The sequence below is a fragment of the Streptosporangium sp. NPDC050284 genome (assembly GCF_044459525.1).
Taxonomy (GTDB): domain Bacteria; phylum Actinomycetota; class Actinomycetes; order Streptosporangiales; family Streptosporangiaceae; genus Streptosporangium.
Window position 1 is genome coordinate 53,673 of sequence record NZ_JBITIZ010000005.1, and the last position, 21,879, is coordinate 75,551.

The 21,879-nt window shown below is 71.0% G+C and carries 14 protein-coding genes; 5 read left to right on the forward strand and 9 right to left on the reverse strand.

All coding sequences use genetic code 11. The features are described from left to right. The first annotated feature begins 8 nt into the window (after nt 1-8). Nucleotides 9-443, forward strand: coding sequence for a VOC family protein (locus ACIBH4_RS13590; protein ID WP_362512887.1), 435 nt, complete (start codon nt 9-11; stop codon nt 441-443). Here ACIBH4_RS13590 and ACIBH4_RS13595 read toward each other — a convergent pair. Then, nucleotides 386-868: a serine hydrolase gene (locus ACIBH4_RS13595; protein WP_362512884.1), complete on the reverse strand. Its 483-nt coding sequence runs from the start codon at nt 866-868 to the stop codon at nt 386-388. The two genes, ACIBH4_RS13590 and ACIBH4_RS13595, sit on opposite strands and share 58 nt — an antisense overlap. A gap of 694 nt (nt 869-1,562) precedes the next feature. Here ACIBH4_RS13595 and ACIBH4_RS13600 point away from each other — a divergent pair. The 3 genes from ACIBH4_RS13600 (at nt 1,563) to fusA (ending at nt 5,937) form a co-directional block, all read left to right on the forward strand. Then, nucleotides 1,563-2,516, forward strand: a complete 954-nt coding sequence (locus tag ACIBH4_RS13600) for a hypothetical protein (protein WP_362512881.1) — start codon at nt 1,563-1,565, stop codon at nt 2,514-2,516. Nucleotides 2,517-2,780: 264 nt separating this feature from the next. Beyond that, nucleotides 2,781-3,227: a hypothetical protein gene (locus ACIBH4_RS13605; protein ID WP_362512879.1), complete on the forward strand. Its 447-nt coding sequence runs from the start codon at nt 2,781-2,783 to the stop codon at nt 3,225-3,227. A gap of 523 nt (nt 3,228-3,750) precedes the next feature. Further along, a complete protein-coding gene (gene fusA, locus ACIBH4_RS13610) occupies nt 3,751-5,937 on the forward strand; it encodes an elongation factor G (protein WP_362763596.1) in 2,187 nt (728 codons plus the stop codon). A gap of 155 nt (nt 5,938-6,092) precedes the next feature. On the opposite strand, the gene ACIBH4_RS13615 is transcribed toward fusA, so the two are convergent. The 5 genes from ACIBH4_RS13615 to ACIBH4_RS13635 form a co-directional block, all read right to left on the reverse strand. Continuing rightward, nucleotides 6,093-8,975 (reverse strand): NHLP bacteriocin export ABC transporter permease/ATPase subunit, encoded by a 2,883-nt coding sequence (locus ACIBH4_RS13615; protein ID WP_362512873.1) that lies wholly within the window; start codon nt 8,973-8,975, stop codon nt 6,093-6,095. 103 nt (nt 8,976-9,078) lie between these two features. After that, entirely contained in the window at nt 9,079-11,322 is a 2,244-nt protein-coding gene (locus ACIBH4_RS13620) for an NHLP family bacteriocin export ABC transporter peptidase/permease/ATPase subunit (RefSeq protein WP_362512869.1), read from the reverse strand. Nucleotides 11,323-11,455: 133 nt separating this feature from the next. Then, nucleotides 11,456-12,268 (reverse strand): HlyD family efflux transporter periplasmic adaptor subunit, encoded by an 813-nt coding sequence (locus ACIBH4_RS13625; RefSeq protein WP_362512866.1) that lies wholly within the window; start codon nt 12,266-12,268, stop codon nt 11,456-11,458. Nucleotides 12,269-12,316: 48 nt separating this feature from the next. Then, nucleotides 12,317-13,678, reverse strand: coding sequence for a SagB family peptide dehydrogenase (locus ACIBH4_RS13630; protein ID WP_362763599.1), 1,362 nt, complete (start codon nt 13,676-13,678; stop codon nt 12,317-12,319). Nucleotides 13,679-13,692: 14 nt separating this feature from the next. Further along, nucleotides 13,693-15,936 carry a TOMM precursor leader peptide-binding protein gene (locus ACIBH4_RS13635; protein ID WP_362763602.1) on the reverse strand — a complete coding sequence of 748 codons (2,244 nt, stop codon included), beginning with the start codon at nt 15,934-15,936 and terminating at the stop codon, nt 13,693-13,695. 239 nt (nt 15,937-16,175) lie between these two features. On the opposite strand from ACIBH4_RS13635, the gene ACIBH4_RS13640 reads away from it, so the two are divergent. Continuing rightward, nucleotides 16,176-18,614, forward strand: coding sequence for an AAA family ATPase (locus ACIBH4_RS13640; RefSeq protein WP_362512856.1), 2,439 nt, complete (start codon nt 16,176-16,178; stop codon nt 18,612-18,614). A gap of 136 nt (nt 18,615-18,750) precedes the next feature. Here the strand turns inward: ACIBH4_RS13640 and ACIBH4_RS13645 are convergent, their stop codons facing one another. The 3 genes from ACIBH4_RS13645 to ACIBH4_RS13655 form a co-directional block, all read right to left on the reverse strand. Further along, nucleotides 18,751-20,157, reverse strand: coding sequence for an NAD(P)/FAD-dependent oxidoreductase (locus tag ACIBH4_RS13645; protein WP_362512853.1), 1,407 nt, complete (start codon nt 20,155-20,157; stop codon nt 18,751-18,753). A 103-nt stretch (nt 20,158-20,260) separates the two neighbouring features. Continuing rightward, the gene (locus ACIBH4_RS13650) at nt 20,261-21,076 is read right to left on the reverse strand and encodes a VOC family protein (RefSeq protein ID WP_362512850.1); all 816 of its coding nucleotides are present in this window, start codon (nt 21,074-21,076) and stop codon (nt 20,261-20,263) included. After that, on the reverse strand, nt 21,010-21,855 hold the full coding sequence (locus ACIBH4_RS13655) for a hypothetical protein (protein ID WP_362512846.1): 846 nt from the start codon (nt 21,853-21,855) through the stop codon (nt 21,010-21,012). The genes ACIBH4_RS13650 and ACIBH4_RS13655 overlap by 67 nt, the downstream gene beginning before the upstream one ends. Nucleotides 21,856-21,879 lie beyond the last annotated feature (24 nt).

Below are 21,879 nucleotides of genomic sequence, written 5' to 3' on the forward strand. Positions count from 1 at the left end.
GCCCGGCCATGACCGCACCCGACCAGCTCGCCGCCGTCCGCTATCTCGTCGACGACGTGCCGGCCGCCGTCGGCTTCTACACCGCCCACCTCGGCTTCACCCTGGGCCTGGACGCCGCGCCCGCTTTCGCCGAGGTGGTACGCGGACCGCTGCGGCTCCTGCTGTCCGGACCTGCCAGCTCCGGCGCCCGCGCCACACCCCCGGGCACCCCCGCAGGTCGCAACCGAATTCACCTCATCGTCGACGACCTCGACACCGAGATCGACCGGCTCCGCGACGCCGGTCTGTCCTTCCAGGGAGACGTGGTCGCCGGCCCGGGCGGACGGCAGATCCTGCTCACCGACCCCGCCGGCAACCTCGTCGAACTCTTCGAGCCCGCCCGCGCTCAAGCCGGCGACTTCGCCCCTCCGCCGGGCAGTCCGTACGGCTCGCCGCAGAAGTAACGGTTGAACGCGTCAACGGCGGCGAGCAGCATGCGCGCGACCGCCGGATCGTTGCGCTGCACGTTGACCGAGAGCGCCATCCGGCGTTCGCCCGTGGCGTCGGCGAAACCAAGGGGCGTGTAACCGGGGATCGAGCCGGTCGCGCCCCACATCTCGCCGCAGGTGAGTCCCACCGACTCCAGCCCGAGCCCGTACCGGGGGAAGATCGGGGCCTGGGGCGTGGTGACGCCGGTGCGCATCTGCGCCAGCGACTCCCGGCTGACGAGCCGGCCGCCGAAGAGCGCCCGGTAGAAGCGGTTCAGGTCGCGGGCATCGGATACCACTCCGTACGCCGCCCAGGCGAAGGACGGGTTCAGCCGGGTGATGGGCCGCAGCGAGCCCGGCTGCCCGGGTCCCGCCCTCACGGTGATGACCAGCGAATTCACGATCTGCTCCGGCGGACTGAGGAGCGCGCCTGCAGGGGATCGTGTTCATGGCGGCGCGGCCTCGGGTGGGGAGAAGAAGGGGAAGAAAAGAGGGCGCGGTCCGGAGACCGCGTCCTCAGGGGCATGAAGCTCCGGGTAAGCATGTGCTCGCTTTCGCGACTCCCCGAAAATACTCCGCATCGCGCTGATCGGCCGCGATTTTTCGCGAAGCCGCAGTCGCCGTCGCGGCCGGAGGGGGCTCGTGGCAGTCCCACGCGGCGGAGAGAGGCCGGACGAGCCAGAGGAGGGTCCGCTGATCTGGTCCGACGGTTACGGCAGTACGGCGTTCGCCCAACGGGTGATGTACGCCGGGCCCGCAGGCCGAGCGCTCATGGCTTCGGGTCTCATTGGGGAGATCGCCGGATCCGGATCTTGGGGGCGGTGGCGGTAAATGAGGCTTTCGCTCGGGGGGTTTCGGTCTATATATTTTGGACTGCACTATTCGCCGGGATAGGGGCCTCCCGGGCGGATTTCGACGTGCATAAAAACGGGGCGAGAGGTAGTCATGCGATTACGGGGAATCGCCGTGTCGGTCGCCGGGTGCTTTTTGTTCGCTACCGGTTGTAGCGGGGAAGCCGATGCCGGATCGTCCACGGTGACGCGTCCGCCGCGGATAATGCAGGCGGATGCGAACGGGGCCGTGGTGTTCGATCCCGTGACGATGACGATCACCGGATTCGACCGGGTACGGGGACGGGTGTGGCAGGACCGGGAGCTCGCCGAGACGGTGAGCGGCGTCGTCTGCCTGGACAGGTGCCCGGTGGCCGTCATCTCGACCACCGCCGAGGGCGGGGGCGGGCAGGCGCCGGACGAGCCGGATGCCGCTCCGTACCGGTTCACCGAGCAGGGACGATCCTCCTTCCCGCTCTCCGGCTCGCGAGAGGTACGGGTGCTGACCGCCGTCTCGCCCGAGGACGCGGTGGTCGAGGAGCGCGACGCCGACGGCCGGACCCACCTGAGGATCATCCGCCCGACCGGGTCGGAACGCGTCGCGGTGCCGTACTCCGACTACGGATGGGTCATGTCGCCGGACGGGAACGCGGCACTCGCCTTCACCACGCAGCGGGATCCGAAACAGGGACGGTTGCTGCGGTTCACCCGTGACCCCGACGGCTGGAAGCCGGACGGCGCCGGTCTCGAATGGGGCACCGTGAGCGACGTCTGTCTGGCCGGTCAGGGGGAGACGGCCCTGGTTACCGGGGCGCAGGCGGCTCTGGTACGGGGGATGTCCGAACGGCACCCGCTGGAACCCGCGCTCGCCCAGGCCGCCGAGTGCGCGCTCGGGACGAGCGCGGCAGCGCTGGTGATGCGCTCGATGGACATGCAAGGGGGGTTCCGGACGGTCGTGCATGGTTTGGGACCCGACGGCCGCTCGACATGGAAACGGGAGCTCGCCACCGAGGCCGGCGTGACGGCGCATCCGACCCAGCCCTACATCGGGGTCTCCGACGGCAGGACCTTCACGGTGCTGGACGCCGAGGGCGAGGTCGCGCGGAGTACGGACGGGGTCGCCACGGCGAGGTTCGTCGCGGACGGGCGACTTGTCGTCGTCACCCCGGACGGGGACGTGGAATGGATGTCGGCCGAGCCCGCCGACCTGGCCCAATAGCTTCTGAATTCTCGACGACGGTGTCTTTCCGTCCCGTCGCGGATGTCGCTGCACGGCTGTCTGTGCGCGGCCGGATGTCCGGTTTCCACTTCCCTCTTTCCCGCTGATTTTCCCGTACGGCCCGAGTCCAGGTGAGGAGAGAGATGTCGAGCAGGCGCACCACCGGTGTGCTCATCGGTGCCGCTCGTGGTCCTCCCGAGGGGGTTCGCCCTTCGACTACCGCAGCGGTCACATTCACACAGGGTGTTCAAAACAGGAGCAGAAATGTTGAAGAAGTTTTCCACCGGGGCTCTCATGGTCGGCGGACTGGCGATGCTCACCGTCGTCGGCACCGCGGGCGCGGCGCACGCCGCCTCCCGTTCCGGGAGCTGCAGCGCTTCCGGGATGATCGCGGATGCGGCGATCCACTACACCACCAGCTCCACCTCCGGGAAGACCACGCTCGACAAGTTCACCTGGACGATCTACGGAGAGTCGGGGTCGACCCAGAACAACGTCAAGGCCGTCCTCATGCGCGATGTCAGCCTGAGCACCGACACCGCGCACTACACCTGGTCCACCGGGAGCGCGAAGAACGGCGCCGGCTCTCACACGCCCAGTTCGACCGTGTCGGTGTCGTCGAGCTGGAAGCTCTACGGCAAGTTCAAGTTCACCTTCGACCGTAACAACAACACCGACCCGATCTGCAACCTGGAGACCAGCCGGTCCTAGGGATGATCCGGCCGGTGGCGCGACGCTGACGGTCTTCCCGGCGGGCGGGCGGTGCGGATTCGGCCCCGCCCCCCGCCGGTCGGTTTCCAACGGCCGCGGCCTTTTCCCGGCGGACTCCTCTTCGTCGGGTCTTCGTCGGAGAGAAAACCGGTTTACCGCTCATACCGGTCTCAGTACACTCGCCACTGATCATGCGCCGCCGCGACACCGTGGCGTGCGCGTCTTGACCAGTGAGGGGAGCATGCCGTGCGTCATCGCACCGCCGTGGTCATTCCCCCGTCACGCTTCGACGTGATCCTGGTGTCTTCGTTGGTGCCCGACGCCGGCCGCGCGGCCGACGTCGACCGCCCGTGACGAACCTCTGACCTCCAGACCCTCGCCGCCGAGTCGGCCCACAGGACATGTCCCCGTGTGGCCACGCCGTGCCAGGGGCCTCTTCGCGACCTGACCCCAGGTCGTCCCGTCCGAGAACGTCCGGGAATCGCGCAGTCCTGTCCGGAATCATGCCGAAAGGCCATGGGCCGTGCGCACCAACCCGCACCGTCGTATCACCGACTCGTTGACCGGCGTCCGCAACCTGGGCATCCTCGCCCACGTCGACGCGGGCAAGACCACCGTCACCGAACGGATCCTGTACGTCACCGGCGCCACCTACAAGCGTGGCGAGGTGCACGAAGGGACGACCGTCACCGACTTCGACTCCCAGGAGCGCGACCGTGGAATAACCATCTTCGCCGCGGCAGTGAGCTGCGTCTGGAACGACCACCGAATCCATCTCATCGACACCCCCGGCCACGTCGACTTCTCCGACGAGGTGGAGCGCTCGCTGCGAGTGCTCGACGGCGCGATCGCGGTGTTCGACGCCGTCGCGGGCGTCGAACCGCAGAGCGAGTCGGTGTGGCGGCAGGCCGACCGGCACGGGGTGCCGCGGATCGCCTTCGTCAACAAACTCGACCGCTCAGGTGCCGACCTCGACGCGGCGGTCGCGTCGATCCGCGAGCGGTTGCGCGTGGTACCGCTCGTGGTCCAGCTGCCGATCGGGCGGGAGGACGGGTTCACCGGCGTGGTGGACCTGGTGCGCATGCGTTCGCTGGTCTGGGCCGGCGGCCGTGACACGTTCGAGGAGGGACCGGTGCCGGACGTCCTGCGCGAGGAGGCGAACCGGCGCCGCCGCCTGCTTGAGGAGGCGGTGGCCGAACTGCACCCGGTCGCGTTCGAGGAGTTCTGCGCCGAGTCGGAGATCTCCGCGCCGACTCTCGACGCCGCACTGCGCGACCTGACCCGTACCGGGGAGGGCGTGGTGGTGCTGTGCGGATCGGCCTACCGCGACCGGGGGATCGAGCCGCTGCTGGACGCCGTCGTCGCCTACCTGCCCTCGCCGCTGGACGTGCCGCCCGTACGCGGCACCCGGGGCGGCAGCCTGGACGGTTCGCGGAACGGTGCTCCGGACGACAACCGGAACGGTCTCTCGGACGGTTCCCGGGACGGTGCGGTGCTGGAGCGGGCCGCCGACCCGGCGGCGCCGTTCGCCGCGCTGGTGTTCAAGGTGAACTCGACCGCGACCGGGCGGCTGTCCTACCTGCGCGTCTACTCGGGGACGATCCGGAAGGGAGACACGGTGCTGGACGCGGGCGCGCGGCGTACCGAGCGGATCGGCCGGATCCTGCATGTGCAGGCCGACCGGAACACGGAGGTGGACCTGGCGACGGCCGGGGACATCGTCGCGGTGGTGGGGCTGAAGGCGGCCCGCACCGGCGCCACCCTGTGCGCGCCCGAGGCACCGCTCGTCCTCGAACCGCCGACGGTGGCCGATCCGGTGGTCTCCGTCGCGGTCGAGGCGCGCAGGAGTGTCGACACCGGACGGTTGGCGTCGGCGCTGGCACGGCTGGTCGAGGAGGATCCCTCGCTGGTGGTGCGGACCGACCCCGAGACGGGCCAGACGTTGCTTTCCGGGATGGGCGAGCTGCATCTGGAGGTCGCGGTGGAGAAGATCCGTCGTACCCGGGGGCTGGACGTGGGGGTCGGCCGGCCGCAGGTGGCCTACCGGGAGACGGTCGGGCGCGGGGTGTCCGGGTTGCTGTACCGGCACGTCAAGCAGGACGGCGGCGCCGGGCAGTTCGCCCACGTCGTCCTCGATGTGGAGCCACTGGAGGACCTCGCGGACACCGTCGGCGCCGGCGCCGGTGACAGCGGTGCGGCGGGCTTCGTGTTCCGCTCGACCGTCGTCGGCGGGCGGGTGCCGAGGGAGTACGTCCGGGCGGTGGAGGCCGGATGCCGGGACGCGCTCGCCGAGGGGCCTCTCGGAGGTCATCCGGTGACCGGTCTTCTGGTCACGCTGACCGACGGGGCCACCCACCCCAAGGACTCCTCGGAGATGGCGTTCCGTGCGGCCGGCCGGTTCGCGCTGCGGGAGGCACTGCGGGCCAGTGCGATGGTGCTGCTGGAACCGGTGGTCGAGGTCACGGTCACCGTGCCCGACGACGCCGCGGGCGGGGTGCTGGGCGACCTGTCGGCGCGACGCGGCAGGGTCTCCGGTTCGACCGCGCGGGCGGGGACGGTGGTGATCACCGCGACCGTGCCGCTCGCCGAGCTGTTCGGGTACGCGACCAGGCTGCGGAGCCGGACCCAGGGCCGGGGGACCTTCACCACCCGGGCCACCGGGTACGCCCCGGCGCCGAGCGCGCTCCCCAACGGGACGCCGTCCCGGTAGAGGCCGGTGGAAACCGGGAGGAGCCGACGACGGCCCCGCCTCCGGGCGGGGCCGCCGTTCGGACTTCCGTCCTCCGGCCGTGCCGCCCATCCCGCCGATGACCGCCCGGTCAGGGGAGTCGGCTGCTCCCGGTCCGGGAGCAGCCGAAAGGCCGGTCAGGAGAGCTGGCGGGTGGCGAGGCGGGCGAAGAGCCCGTCCCGGTCGGCGAGGAGGTCGTCGTAGGTGCCCTGCTGGACGATCCGCCCCTCGTCCATCACCACGATGCGGTCGGCGGCCACCACCGTGGAGAGCCGGTGGGCGATCACCACCCGGGTGGCGTTGAGGCGGCGGGTGCTCTCGGCGACCCGGCTCTGGGAGGGGTTGTCCAGCGCACTGGTCGCCTCGTCGAAGAACACGATGCGAGGCCGGGCGACCAGCGCGCGAGCGATCATGAGGCGCTGTCGCTGACCGCCCGACAGCGTGCTGGTGCCCTCGGAGAGCACCGTGTGCATGCCCATCGGCATCGCCCTGATGTCGGCGGCGAGCCCGGCCATCTCGGCCGCCGCCCAGGCGTCGTCCACGGTGTGGACGCCGCTGCCGACGATGTTGGCCTGGATGCTGCCCGCCTGCAGCGCGCCGTTCTGGAGCACCACCCCGCACTGGCGGCGGACTGCGGAGACGTCGAGTTCCGCGAGATCCTGGCCGTCGTAGAGCACGGTGCCCGAGAGCGGGGTCTCGAAGCCGAGCAGCAGCCGCAGCACCGTGGACTTGCCGCTCCCCGAGGGGCCGACGAGGGCCACGAACTCACCGGGCTCGATCGAGAGGGCGACCCCGTCGAGGGTGAGCGGGCCGTCCTGGCCGTAGCGGAACGACACCTTGCTGAGCCCGAGCCGTCCCGACAGGTCGCCGGGGTCGGCCTTGGTGCCGTCGGTCTCCGGCCGGGCCTCCAGGATCGGCCTGATGTTCTCCAGCATCGGCACGACGCCCATCGCGGTGACGGCGGCGGCGGTGAACTGGAGGCTGGAGGCGAGCAGCAGGCTGAGCGCGGTGAAGAACGGCAGGAACGTGGCCACCGAGACCTGACCCGCCATCGGCCCGGCCACCACCGCGAACACGATCCCCGTGCAGACCAGCGGGAACCCGGCGTTGAACGTGGTCACCGCGTTCTGGATGCGGCGGGCCGAGGCGGTGAGCGAACGGCCCCTGGTGGCCTCACGCGTCCACTCGGCGAACGCCCGCTCCTCGGCGGCGGCGGCCCGCAGCTTCGGCATCGCGGTGAGCATCTGGAAGACCCTGGCCGACATGGTCCGCTCGTGCTCGTAGGCCTGTCGCTGCCAGCGGAGCTGCATCCGTCCCGCGACGATGGCGAACCCGAGGCCGAACAGCATGAGCGCCGTGGCGACCAGGGCGAGGCGCACGTCGTAGAAGTAGACCAGGACGAGGTTCGCCGATCCGGTGAGCAGCCCCAGCGTGGCCGTGGTCAGCATCCCGGAGAGCATCTCCTGCGCCGAGCTGATGCCCAGCACCGTGGTGCCCAGTTCGCCGGTCGAGTAGCGGGCGAAGAAGCCGGCGGGCAGGGAGAGCAGCCGGGTCCACAGGCCCGACTGCAGGGCGGAGGTGGTGCGGCTCTCGACCCGCAGCACCGCGATGTTCTGCACCACCGACAGGGCGGCGATCACGAACCCGGAGCCGATCACGAGCAGGGAGCCCTGGACGATGAGGTCGAGCTCGGCCCGTACCGTGAACACGCCGAGCACCTTGCCCGTCATGATCGGGACGAGCAGCCCGAGCAGGGAGACGAGCACCCCCATGGCGGCGAAACGCAGCAGGTCACGGTGGTTGCCGCCGTCGAGGAGCCCCAGGCGCAGCAGCGCGCCGACGGTCTTGACCGAGGCGGGCAGCGGCCGGTACAGCACGTGGGCCCGCTTCTCCAGGCCGCGGGCGACGGTCGCGGTGACCGGGGTGAGCACGCCGTCGTCCACCATGACGTAGCCGTGACCCATGGTGAGCAGCGCCACGGGACGGCCGGTGGAGGTGCTGCCCACCATGGGTCCCAGGTCCTGGGTCCACCACGGGCCGTCCAGCCGGACCATCCTGGTACGGACGCCGGAGGCGAGCGCTATCGCCTGCAGGTCGCCCATCGGCCGGTCCTGGCCCCCGCGCCGTACCGGCGGCCGTACCTCGAACCCCTGGTGCGCCGCGACCAGCCGGGCCGCGGCGAGGGCGGGCGGGTCGTTGGCCACGTCGGCCAGCTTGACCTGGACCTCGGTGTCGCGCAGTACGGCGTCGAAGCTGCGTACTGCCTGCGTCAGTACGGTGCTCTCGCGTTCGCGCAGTCCGGCGAGCGCGGCGCGTTCCTCCTCGCGCTGCCGCTCCAGGCGGTCGTCGACGGTGTCGAGCAGCCGGATCGCGTGGGCGGCGAGGAACTCGCACAGCACGCCCTCGTCGAAGACCGAGTGCAGCGAGCGGGTCCGCAGCCGGATCCTGGTGTGGGCGAGGAGCCAGTCCCTCTCGGTCAGGCAGATGTCGCTGTCCGCGCCGAACACCAGGCCGTCGCTGTTGCCGATGCCCACCTCGCCCTCCTCGACGCGCACGCAGCGCACGCCGTCGACCGACCGCAGGGCGCGGCCCGCGTCCAGTTCGGCGGTCCCCTCGACGGGCAGCGGGACGAACTGCCGGGGCGGCAGGGTGGCGGGCAGCGCCTCGGCGAGCAGTTCGATGCCTCGGCCGAGCCCCTTGACCAGCCAGGCGGCGGCCTCGGCGGGCAGGTCGTGCAGCACCGCGACCGGGACGTCGGCCAGCACGGTGCCGGGCACCGGACGGGCCACGATCACGTGACGCGGGCCGGAAGGCGCTCCGCAGGCCAGGACCATGCCCGCCTCGGCCCGGCCGAGGAAGTTCCAGCGTCCGTTCAGTTCGCCGTCGACGGTCCTGACCGCGAACAGGTCCACCAGGCCCGACTCGACGAGCAGCATCCGCCCGGGGTTGTCGAGGACCGTGAACCGGTCGGTGCCGAGGTCCAGTGGGATGGCGATCCCGGAGAGCGCGGCGGGGCTCACGGTGCTCCTCCGGTGTCGAGCAGCGGGACGATCCTGGCGGGGCTCACGGTCGTCCTCCGGTGTCGAGCAGCGGGACGGTGATCCCGGTGATTCCGGCGGGGGCTCACAGTCCTCCTCCGGTGTTGAACAGTCGCGTGTAGATGCCGTCGGCGGCGAGCAGGTTCTCGTGGCTGCCGCGCTCGGCGACCCGGCCGCCGTCCAGGACGATGATCTCGTCGGCGTCGCGGATGGTGGACAGCCGGTGGGCCATCAGCAGGCAGGCGCAGCCGCGGCGGCGCAGGTTGTCCATGATGACGTGTTCCGTCTCCGGGTCCAGGGCGCTGGTGGCCTCGTCGAGGATGAGCAGGGTCGGCTCGGAGGCGAGCGCGCGGGCGAGTTCGAGCCGCTGCCGCTGGCCGCCGCTGAAGTTGCGGCCGTCCTCGCGGACGAACGAGTTGATCCCGCCGGGGCGGGCGAGCACGGCGTCGTAGACGGCGGCGTCGCGGAGCGCGGCGAGCACCACCTCGTCGGAGACGGCCTCGTCCCACAGGGTCAGGTTGTCGCGGACGGTCCCGGCGAACAGCACGATCTCCTGGTCGACGTAGGCCATCGAGCCGGCGAGCACGGTACGCGGGATCTCGTCCAGCGGGTGGCCGTCGAGCAGGATCTGCCCGGAGCGCGGTTCGTACAGGCCGGTCAGCAGGCGGCCCAGGGTCGACTTCCCACTGCCGGAGCCGCCCACGATCGCGACCCGGCTGCCCGGTGTCATGCTCAGCGAGAGGTCGGTGATGATGGGATCGGTCAGCGGGCCGTACCCGAAGGTGACATTTCGCAGTTCGAGGCGGCCCTCCAGGCGGGTGCCGATCTCCGCCGCGTCGCCGCTGCGCTCGAAGCAGCGGGCGATCGGGTGCCGTTCCACGTCGTGGATGCGCTTGGCGTCGGCGCTGAGGTCCTGCAGACGGCCGCCGAGGTTGGTGAGCTGGGTGACCGGCCTGCTGAGCGCGGCGAGCAGGGTCTGGAAGGAGATGAGGATGCCGATGCTGAGCACGCCCTCCACCACCCGCAGCCCGCCGATCAGCAGCATCAGGCCGGTGTTCACCGTGGCGAGCAGGGGCGGTACGACGACCAGCACCGCGGTGGGCACACCGAGTCGCTGCTGCGCGGAGACGACCTTGGCGAGGAAGCCCGCCCAGCGGGTGAAGGCATCGGGTTCGGCGCCGGTGGCCTTCACCGTCTCGATCATGCTGAGCGTGGCGAAGGTGGTGCCGGTGAGGTTGCCCCGGTCGGTGCGCAGCGCGGTGACCGCGTCCTTGCGCGCCCGCGCGACCCAGCGCAGGACGAGGATGTTCAGCGCCGCCATGCCGACGCCGATCACGCCGAGCAGCACGTCGTAGCGGACCAGCAGCGCGGCGTAGAACACCACCAGCACCATGTTGATCACGGTCAGCGCGAGGTCGCGGGAGAGGATCTCGGCCACGGTGTCGTTGGTGGAGATCCGCTTGGCGACCTCGGCCGGGCGGCGTTGCAGGAAGAACTCGATGGGCAGCCGGAGCAGGTGCCGGAAGAAGCGGGCCGAGCCGACCAGCCCGACCCTGATCTCCAGCCGCAGCAGGTAGTACTGCTGCACCGAGGTGAGCACGAAGATCGCCACCGCGGTGAACGCCATCACGATCAGCAGCGGCGGCAGGATGCCGGGGGAGTTTCCGGTCAGCACCCGGTCGATGAACACCCGGTAGTAGGCGGGGCCCGCGATGCCCGGCAGGAGCAGCAGCGCGCTGGCGAGCAGCACCAGCGGCAGGGCGCGTCCCGACGGCAGCCGCCACTGCAGCAGCGCCTTGCTGAGCTTGGCGCGTTCGCCGCCCGGCTTGAAGTCCGGCCCCGGCTCGAAGGTGAGCATGATCCCGGTGAAGCCGGAGTCGAACTCCGACCACTCCATCAGCCGAGGGCCCGACGAGGGGTCGTTCACCGCGACCATGGTGCGGCCGAACCGGGTCACGAGCCCTTCGACCACGATGAAGTGCTGGAACGCCCAGAAGATGATCACCGGACCGGTCTGGTCGCGGAGCAGTTCGGCCTCGACCTGGAAGCCTTTGGCGATCATCCCGTAGGAGCGGGCCGCCGCGAGCATCGAGGACGCCTTGGACCCGTCCCTGGACACCCCGCAGCGACCGCGCAGGTCTTCGAGCGGGACGTGCCTGCCGTAGTGGCCCAGGACCATCGCGAGCGCGGCGGCACCGCACTCGACCGCCTCCATCTGGATCACGGTCGGCACCCGGTGGCGGTTCTTCCTGCGGGGGCGCGGGGCCTGCGGCTGTTTTTTGGGCGCGGGCTTGGCGGGTTTCGCGGGGTCGAGTGTGGTGTTCGTCATCGGCGCCTCCTCCGCTTCGTGACCGCGGGCTTGGCGGGCCTCGTCGTCGTGTTCGTCATCGGCGCCTTCCCCGCTTCGCGGGGGCGGCTTTCGCGGGCCTCGTCGTCATGTCCGTCATCGATGCCTCCTCCGCTCAGCGCCCGAGCACCAGGTCGAACGGCGTCTGCTCGCCCAGGTGGATGGAGGCCGAAACGGTCACCTGGGAGTCGAGCTGCACGGGTGGCCCCTGCGCGGTCGACCAGGTGTATCCCGAGTGCGTGCCCGGTTTGGGGATCAGGTCCACGATGATCATCAGGGGGGCCTGGACGGCCGCGTACCTCTTGGCGGCGAGCTCGCCGCCCACCAGCCCGGCCAGCGCCTCACCGGTGAGGGGGTAGCGGCTCACCGAGGTGACCTGGCCGCGCAGCAGCCCGAAGGCCGCGGCGGGTGCGGTGGACACCTCCAGGTCGACCGGCCGGCCGGGGGCGATCCACGCGGCCCGGTCGGCGGGCACGAACACCATGGCGACCAGGCGGTCGTCGGGCAGGTCGGTCCGCTCGACGGTGGCGATCGTGGTGCCGACGGCGACGACCTGGCCGTCGTTGACCGTGGTGCCGACCACCTGGCCGGTGAACGGGCTCGCCACCTGCTGGATCTTGCCTTCGGCGTCCTGCAGCTCCGCGACGGACTGGCCGACGATCACCCGGTCGCCCGGCCTGACCAGCACGCGGCGGGCCAGGCCCGAGTAGTGACTCTGGATGCGGGCCGTACCGCCCGGGTGGGTGAGGACACCCGGGGCGGCGACCGAGATGCGCAGCTCGGCGGCGAACGCCCAGACCAGCCCGCCCGCCATCACGATCATCACGACGAAGACCGCGATCCAGCCCCGGGGGGTGGCGAGCAGGGTGGGGGAGTCCAGCTCGTCGGGTTCGCGCATCCGTTGCAGCGCCTGGTAGCGGAATCTCATCGCGCTCTACCCCTTCGTCCGGGGCCGGTGGCGGGATCTCATCGGGGTCTACCCTTCCGTCCGTGGCCGGGAGCCGAGGACGAGTTCCCCGACGGTGCCCTCCAGGAGCGGGTCGCGTCCCGAGGCGGTGGCGAAGGCCGCGGCGTCCCCGCCGCCCAGGCCGCACACGGCGAGGTCCATCGCGGTGGCCACCAGGTAGAGGGTCTGGTAGAGCACGCCCACGTGCTTGAGCACCAGCGGGTAGGCGACGGTCTCGTACTTCCACATCACCCGGCCGAACCTCGCCGTCACCAGCAGCACGACCTGCGGGTCCGTCTCCATCATCGCGGCGTTCCGCGACTCCTTGACCAGCACGTCGGTGGCCTTGCCGGGTTCGGCGACGAGTTCCAGCTCGTGCCGGTCGGTCGCGTAGTGCCACAGCCCGGCGGGCAGTCCCTCACACGCGGTGACGAGCGGGTAGACCTCCAGCTCGTGTACGGACCCGCCGCTCGGATACGGCCGGTTGGCGAGCCGCTGGCCGTCGCTGCCCGTCATCGTGCCCCGCCTGCGCAGGCTCCGGTAGAGCAGCTCGCCGAGCTGGGCGAGGGTGATCGGCGTCTCATCGTCGTGGGCGCGGGTCGAGCCGCGCCGTTCGAGGATCTCGGTGAACGACGGCTCCGTCGCCGCTATCTCGTCCAGATCGGGCACCGGCAGCGCGACCGTACGCAGGCCGGAGGGTGGTGGGGAGACCGGTTCTGGAGGGAAGCGGTCTCCGAGGGGGTAGGTCCCGCCGTAGCCGCCGACCGTGGCGGGGAAGCGGGTACGGGAGTGGAAGGCCAGGTCGGCGGGGTGCCACTGCGCGTAGGAGCGCTCGGTCGTCTCCAGGTCCTCGTCCGGGCCGCCGGGTGCGAGCAGGCCGGCGGTGGCGAACAGCCGCAGCAGCGGGGCGGGCGTCCCGGTGTTCCAGGTCGCGAGTTCGCCGAGCAGTCCCGTGGCCCGGGGCATCAGCTCGACGGCGAGGTGATGGCCGGAGGCCCGCAGGGTGAGCGTGCCGTCCACCACCCGCGCCTCGGCGAACCGCGACAGCCGCACCGGTCCTGCGGGGGCCGCCACCGGCAGCGTCGAGCCACGGCCGACCGGATAGAGCCTCGCCGTGACGTCGCCGTCCACCTGTACGGCGTGCTCGATCAGTCCGGAGGTGTTGAGCCTGCGAAACAGCATGTGCCAGCGCAGCAGTCCCGCCTCGCCGTCCGCGGTGGTCACCGCGGCGGCGAGGGCGGCGTCGTCCTGGTCGCCCTCGGCGAGCAGCTTCAGCGCGGTGCCCTGTCCCTGTGACAGGTTCTTCAGTTCGCGGACTGTGGCGGCGAACCGGATGTGCTCGCCGGAGAACGACGCGTCTCGGCGGAGCCGGGAGACGATGATGGGGTTCATGGGCACCGTCCGTCTCAGAAGAACACGTTCCAGGAGTTGATCTCCTCCTGGGGGGTCGGGCGGTCGAGCCAGCCGAGCCGTACCGGCGCGTCGTAGAGGCGGCCGGGTGCCAGACGGCGCCAGAAGTGCCGCAGGCCGGGCGCCATCACCTTGACGACGTTCAGGTCCAGGTCGGGGCGGGTCTGGTCCACGACGATCACCTCGGAGCCGGCCGCCTCGATCGAGTCCACGCACCGGCGTACGCACTCGGCCAGGTCGGTGGGGGCGGGCGGGCCGACGGTGGTGAGCGGCTGGTCGGGGTCCGGCAGCAGCCAGGGCTCGCGGTCGATCACGGCCCCCTTGCACCAGGCCAGCATCTCCGGGTCGTCCACCCGGTAGAGCGTGTTGCCCTCCTCGTCACGCCGGTCCACGCTGGGCAGGAACTGGTTGAGCTCGGTGAGCGCGCGGAACGCCGCGATGCGCGGGTCGGGGTGGCTGCCGAAGCCGACCATGATGTCCTCGACCTCGTGGCGGCGCCGGGAGACGGCCGCGTACACCGGGATGTCCACGTCGGTGGTGAGGTCGAGCATCCACAGGTCGCGGTCCATGTTCGCGTAGAAGTCCCGCAGCTCGTCCACGTAGGGGTCGTTCAGCGAGTCGAGGTCGAAGCCGGGGCGGTGCAGCCGGTTGTACCACCACAGCGCCACCGAGTCCCGTTCGACCAGCTCGCAGATGCCCTGCAGGATCGCCTCCTCCAGGGTGTTGCCCGCGGCGCTGCCGTTGGAGTCGGCGATGCAGAAGAAGTGGCCGTAGAGGTCGGGGTGGCCGTACCAGGCGTAGGCGGCGGGAACGAGCCGCTCCTCGTCCTTGGTCAGCGACCAGGCCCGCGACCAGTCGAACGGCACGTTCTCCTCGAACGGGTCGGGCACCTGCTGCAGCCGGTGCGCCGGGTCGGCGTTCCACTCCTTGCGACCGGCCCGCTGCTCGTCGGAGAAGAGCAGCATCCGGTCCGGGTGCACGGCCGTGGCCGGGTCCAGGTCGGCGTACGCGGCCCGGATGACCGGCTCGTCTCCCCGCCAGACCCCCGAGTACCGTTCGATCGCCTCGCAGACGGCGCTCACCTTCGCCTGGATCTCCGAGCGCCCCTTGCCGCCGCTCTGGCCGCGCAGGTTGCGGCGGAGCAGGTCCATGCTGTCGTTGACCATGGCGAAGTTGTGTCCTGCGGCGTAGCTGAAGGTCAGGCCGCTGGAGTCGGCGCCGATCGAGATCAGCTTGGTGATCGCGCCGAGGTGCGGGCTGATGTGCCGCTCCAGCCGCTCGAATGTCTCCTGCGGCTGGTTGACCCGGTAGCCGCCGTCGGTGACGTGGCTCGCCAGGCTCGGAGTGAGCACGATCTTGGGGTCGCCGTCGGGCGGCGTGCCGCACGAGGGGCACTGCGGCTGGCGGATCAGAATGTGCCCGCCGGTCTCCATGGTCGCCAGGTCGAGGGTGACCATCCGGCCGCAGAGCGCGCCCGGCTCACCCGTCGCCACGATCCTGGCGACCTCGGCCGCGAGCATCCCGGCCAGCGCGAGCGGCCCGGCCGCGATCTGCGCGCGTACCGGGTGCAGCGGCGTCCGCTCGCCCCGCTTGCCGGCGAGGTAGCGCTCCAGCTGGCGGTTGCCGCTGAGCCGCTGCGCCAGGCACGACCAGCAGCCGGTGTGGTCGGGGTCGAGGTAGGGGCCGAGCCACGGGCTGACGCCACCGGGCTTGGCGAGCAGCCAGGGCAGCCCGGAGGCGAGCTGCAGCGCGTTGCGGTGCTCCAGGGCCGGGTCGAGGTAGTCGTCGACGAGCACGACCGACACCCCTTCCGCGGGCACCTCGCCGATCGCGCCGGTGCTCACGTTCAGCCCCAGCTCGGTGAGGGCGGCCGCGACCGGCGCGGCGTCCACCCTCTCGACGGCCGAGACGGTGACCGGTGTGCCCCTGGTGACGGCCGCGGGATCGATGCCCAGCGCGTCCCAGTAGGCGAGCACCCTCTCCGGCAGGTCTGGCCTGCCCTCCGCGAGGTGTCCCGCCGCCTCGTAGCGGCGCAGCGTGGTCAGCACCGTGGTGAACGGAACGCGCCCGGACAGCTCCTGGACGATCTCGCTCACGGTCCTGCGACCGTCGAGGTAGGGCAGCACCGCCGCGGCGGCCTTCCCCGGCACGAGGAAGTCCTTTCCCTCCGCGTACAGGAAGACCCGGGATCCGTCCACGACCTCGACATGGAAATGAGCCTTCAGCCGTGGACTCTCCATTGCCAACCGCCTTTTTTATATCAAGCTCTCGAAACCCTCTTCAATGCGGATTCAAACACGAGAGGACCACTATGGTGAATGCGCAAAAAACTGTACGCATCGCGCGGCCGATACTTAGGTTTCGGGCGCAGGCGCCTCAGTATCGCCGCATCGGCGGTGGTGGGAGCGCACATCGGTCGCCGAGAAAGACGGGTAGGGCGCCCGTTGAGATCTGTATCGGGAGAATGGGACGATGAGGTATGGCATCACTTCTTCACCGGGACAGAGAATTGACTGTCTTCCGGGAGGCCATTGACGGGCTCCGGTCAGGAAGGCCGGTCGTCGCGTCGATCCTCGGGGAGAACGGGATGGGCAAGAGCTCCCTGCTCGGCGCCGTCACCGAAATGCTTCCCCAGCGCAGCCGGGTGTTGCGGGCCCGCTGTCATCCCAGCGAGAGTCATTTCGCCTACGGCATGGTGAGGCAGCTCTTCGACCCGGTGCTCTCCTCGGGGGAGCGGACCCGCAAGCAGTTCGACCGGGCCTCCGACGGCGACGGTGCCGCCACCCACGACCTGCTGCTCAACCTGTTCCACATCACCCGCGAACTGGTCGCCGACCATCCCGTGGTGATCGCGATCGACGACCTGGCCTTCGCCGACACCCCCTCGCTGCGATGGTTCTCCTACATCGCGCGCCGCCTGGACGACCTGCCGGTGATGATGGTCGCCACGCTGCCGGGCAGCACCCCGGCCGCGTTGGGTGCGGACCTGGGCAATCTGCCGTACGCGCGGTCCGTCCAGCTCAGACCGTTCTGCGCCACCTGCACGGCCGACTTCGTCGCGGAGGCGATGGGCGCGCCGCCCGACGTGGAGCTGGCCGCGCTCTGCCACACGCTGTCGCAGGGTAACCCGCTGGTGCTGCGCGAGCTGACCGGCCGGATGCGGCAGGCGAGGGTGAGCCCCGGCGAGCCCGACATCGACCAGGTGCTGGAGATCGGTACGGCGGCACTGTCCGACACCGTGCTCGAATGGCTGAACGACCACGACCCCGTGGTCTCGGAACTGCTCACCCAGCTCGCCGTGATGGGACCCGACACCGACACCACCGTGGCGGCGATCCTGCTGAGCCAGGGGGAGCCGCAGATCCGCCAGGCCCGCCGCGCCCTCGTCCAGGCGGGACTCATCGCGGAGGGGCCACCCGTACGGTTCCGCAACCCCCTCGTCCGCGCCGCCGTACTGTCGCGCGTCGACAACCAGACCAGACTCGGCCTGCACGAACGCGGGGCCGCGCTGCTCGACAGGCTGGGCGCGCCGGCCGCGCAGACCGCCGAGCACCTGATGCTCACCGACTCCGACTGGGGCATCCCGGTGCTGCGCAGGGCGGCCACCGAGGCGGTCGCGGCCCGCCGGTACGACGACGCGACCCGATACCTGCGCCGTGCGCTGGCCTGCACCGACGACTCCGCCACCATCCACGAGCTGACGTTGCAACTCGGCATGGTCGAGCTGCGCCACGACCTGGACGCCTGCGTCCGGCACGCCGAGGCGCTGGCCACCACCGCGCCGGATCCCGCCCGGCGGGCCAGGTCGCTGCTGAACCTGGCCAGCCCCGCGCTCGCCGCCGGCACGGTGGGCGTCAGGCCGTTCGTCACCGCGGCCCACGAGCTGGCGACGATGGCGGACCCGCCCAGGGAGCCGCTGCTGCGGCTCACCGCGCAGGGAGTGCTGTCGGGATACCGCGCGGGGTTGCGCAGGTCGCTGCGGATGGCTGTGGCGGGCACGCCGGACGCGGCGGCGAAGGAGTTCTCCGGGGCGCTCGCGGCGATGGTCGCGGCGGGCGGGCGATACCCGGACACCGCGAGGCGGCTGGCGACGCGGGCCACCAGGGACCGATCCCCCAGGGACCGGCCGGTCGGCACCGGCCTGGTGGGTGCCGCGCTCGCGTTCGGCTGGACGGGACGGCCGGAGGACGCGCTGGACGTGTGCACCAGGATCCTGCGGGACGCCCGCACCTGGGACCAGCCGGATCTGCACGCGCTCGGGCTGCTGCTGCGCTCGGACGTCGACTACCGCAGGGGCGAGTCCGCCGACAGCCTGCGGGACGCGCTCGACGCGCGGGAGGGAGCCGAGCTGATCGGTGCGCGGGTGCTGGCCACGGCGGCCCGCGCCTGCGGCGCGCGGGCCCTGATCCGGATGGAGCGGGTGGACGACGCCAAGGCACTGGTACGCGAGATGACGATCCCCGCCGACGCCCACCCCCTGGTCAAGAGCATGGTCCTGGAAGTGCAGGGGCTGATCGCGGCGGCGGCGGACGACCACGCCACCGCGCTCGGCCTCTTCCTCGACTGCGGGCACCGGCTCTCCGCCCGAGGCATCACCAACCCCGCCTGCCTGCCCTGGCGTGCCCACGCCGCTCGGGCGTACACCGCGCTGGGCGAGCACTCCGCGGCCCGTACGATCGCCGCGGGGGAGCCGGGGAGCCGGGACCACGCGCCGGACGCGCGTCCTTCGCACGCCCGGATCGTGCTCACCCCCGCCGAGCAGCGGGTCGTCGAGCTGGTACGGCAGGGCATGAGCAGCATGGAGGTCGCCGAGCGGCTCTGCCTGAGCAAGCGCACCATCGACACCCACCTGGGGCGCATCTACCGCAAGCTGGGCATCCGAGGACGGCACCAGCTGGCCACCGCCCTCGACCTCTGACCTGCTCCCGCTCGGTCTTCGTCGCTTCGGTTCGCTTTGACTCGCTGAGCCGTCTCGCGCACGGCTACCACCCGGTCGGCCTCCGGTCGGCGCGATGCCACCGGTCCGGCGGGTGTGCCGATCGGCCGGTCTTCGGTCAGCGTGGTGCCACCGGTTCGACGGCCCTGCCGATGCCCAGCCTCGGCTCGGTGACCAGGTAGAGCCCTGACGCGTCGCCGGGGCCGCCGAGGTCCGCGCTCCGGTCGCCGGTCTTTTCCGCGACCAGCTCGCCGGCGAGCACCATCGCGTCCAGCGGGGCCGCGCCGCCGACGCGGGTGGCGTCGTCCAGGTCGGTCAGGCCGGAGGTGATCGAGGCGAAGGCGCCGTCGGAGGGAGCCGGGGCCTCGCCGCCGCGCTTTCTCATCAGTTCCGGGTACTGCCCCCTGGCCAGGCGCTGGGCCAGCCAGAAGTAGCTGTTCTTGCCCCGGTACTGCTCGTAGAACCCGGCGACCATGGAGAACATCCGGCCGTAGGCGTTGCGGTAGTGGGACTCGTGGAATGCCAGCGCCTCGCGCTCGGTGACGTCCCCCGCGTGGGTGGACAGGATGCTCGCGGCGGCGAGCATGCCGCTGTACATGGCCAGGTGCACGCCGGTGGAGAGCAGCGGGTCGAGGAAGCAGGCGGAGTCGCCCGCGAGGAAGTAGCCGGGGCCGCAGAAGCTGTCGGCCGAGTAGGAGAAGTCCCGCTCGACGCGGATCTCACCTTCGAGGCGACCGCCCGCCACCAGCTCCGCCACCGTCTGCGACTCCGCGACCAGGGCGAGGAACATCGCGTGCTGCGAGGGGAACTCGGGCCTGCGGGCGAGGAACTGGTCCCGGTGGGTGACGAAGCCCACGCTGTAGACGTCACCGCTGAGCGGGATGACCCAGTACCAGCCATTGGGGGAGGAGATCACGTTGATGCCGCCCCGGGGAGTACGGGGCAGCAGGGCGCCGCCCCGGTAGTAGCCCCAGATGGCGACGTTGCGGAAGACGTCGTGCGGTCGCCGGTTGCGGAAGTGCTGGGAGGAGAGCACACCGGCGCGACCCGAGGCGTCCACCACGAACTCGGCGGGAGCCTCCCGGAGACGCCCGTCGTGCGTCCACTCCACGCCCACGGCGCGGTCGCCGTCGAAACGGACCTTCTTCACCTGGGCGCCCTGGACCACCTCGACGCCCTCGTCGGCGGCGTGCCTGAGCAGGACGTCGTCGAAGTCGGCGCGGTCCACCTGCCAGGAGCGCACCTGGTCGCCGAAGAGGTCCGGCCAGTTGATCGCCCAGTCGCGCTCCGCGCCCCAGCGGAGCAGCAGCCCCTCCTTGACCTGGTAGCCGCGGGCCTCGATCTTCTCCCTGGCGCCGACGAGGTCGATGATGGCCCGGCAGGAAGAGGAGATCGACTCGCCGATGTGATATCTGGGGAAGAAATCCCGTTCCAGCAGGCGGACCCGGGCGCCCGCCCGGGCCAGCAGCGCCGACGAGATCGCTCCAGCAGGGCCTCCGCCTATCACCGTCACGTCAGGCGTCATGAAATGCCTTTCCCCTGCGAGAATTGCCAACTCTGGAATCATCGCAAGGGTGAGGGAAACTTGTTAATACGTATTTATGCTCATCATGATACGCATTTCCTGACTAATTCCCGCTGGTGAGGCCGAAGACCCCGCCCAGGGGGTCGGCGAACAGGCCGGACTCCAGCCGACGGGCCCCGGCGGCGAGCGCCGCCGCGACGGTGATCCCCGTGCTCCCGGTGCCTTCGGTGTTCCCCGCGGCCGTCTCCGTCGTGGTGCTTCCGTTGTTTCCGGTGTCTTCGGTGTTCCCTGCGGCCGTCTCCGTCGTGGTGCCCCCGCCGTTTCCGGAGCCCCCGGAGCTTTCGGCGTTCTCGGCGTTTTCGACGTCCCGGGCCTTCTGGATACCGAAGAACGGCACCCAGCCGGTCCTGGACGAGGAGCGGATCACCGCAGGCACGTCACCGTACAGGCCCCGGTAGAACTCCTCCGCCGAGTCGGGGCGGGCGGTGTGCAGCTCGCAGGCGCACAGGGCACCGGGCTCGTCCACCAGGACCACGCCCTCGTCCCTGCCGCCCTCCCAGAAGCCGACCGCCGCGCCCGACGGGTCGACGGCCAGGCAGAGGCGGCCGTCCTCACCCGCCGGCACGGGACCCATCACGACACGGCCGCCCAGGCGTCCGACCTCCGTCCGGGTGTGGTCGAGGTCCTTGGACGCCAGGTAGACGTTCCACGACGAGCCGGGCGCCATGCCCATCGGGCTGGGCCCGAGGCCGCCGATGATCTCCCCTCGCAATGTGATCAGATGGTAGCCGCGGTCGTTCTCCCTGGTGAACTCCCAGCCGAACAGGCCGCCGTAGAACTGTTTCGCGCCGGTCAGGTCGACGGTGATGTGGTCAACCCAGCAAGGTGTTCCGGGGCCGTACGCGGTCCGCCGGGGCATGGCGTCTCCTGGAGCATGTCGTCGATGAGTGTCGCGGCCTCCTCCGCGCCGCCGAACTCCGGCATGAGCAGCCGGTAGCGGGGCGCGTCGGCCAGGTCCGAGGTGTTCGGTGGCCAGACGTGCGGCTGGAAGGCCCAGGGCTCCAGTTCGCAGCGGTCACCGTCCTCCTGGCAGATCCTGACCAGGGTGGGCGGGGCGAGCCTGGCGGTGATGGGGACGATCGGGCCGAGCAGTTCCGGACGGACCAGAACGGACTCCCCGGCCGGCGTGGGCTCGGCCCGCCGCCAGGTGCCGGGGTCGGTCTCCGGGCCGATCAGGCCGCCGGTCCTCGCCGACTCCAGGGCGCTGCCGCGCAGGTCCAGTGGTACGTGGAAGGGGAGCGTCTGGCCGGTGGCCCGGTCGACCACGAGAAGCTGTCCCGACACCGGCCGCCAGGAGCGCCCGGCCAGCGCGGTCGCCACGGCGGCACCGGGTGAGCAGGCGGTGCCGATCAGCGCGACCGTGGAGTCGCCCTTCACCATGACGATGGCGCGCATCACCAGGAAGAGGTGGTCGAGCACGGCGAACGGGGGGAGAGGGGGTGGCATGGTGCTCCATCCGCGGAACACGCGACGCTGCAGCAACATCCCGTCTGGACGGTAGACCAGCAGCTCCCCGTCCGACGACTTGCCGGTGAGAAGCTTCACGACCAGCTGTGGTTCGCCGCTCTCCACGAGGTGCGGGCCGAACAGGAATGCCAGGTCGCCTAGGTTGAGCTCGGTGAGAACCATGACGGTCATGCCGAAGAAACTCAATAGCAGGGG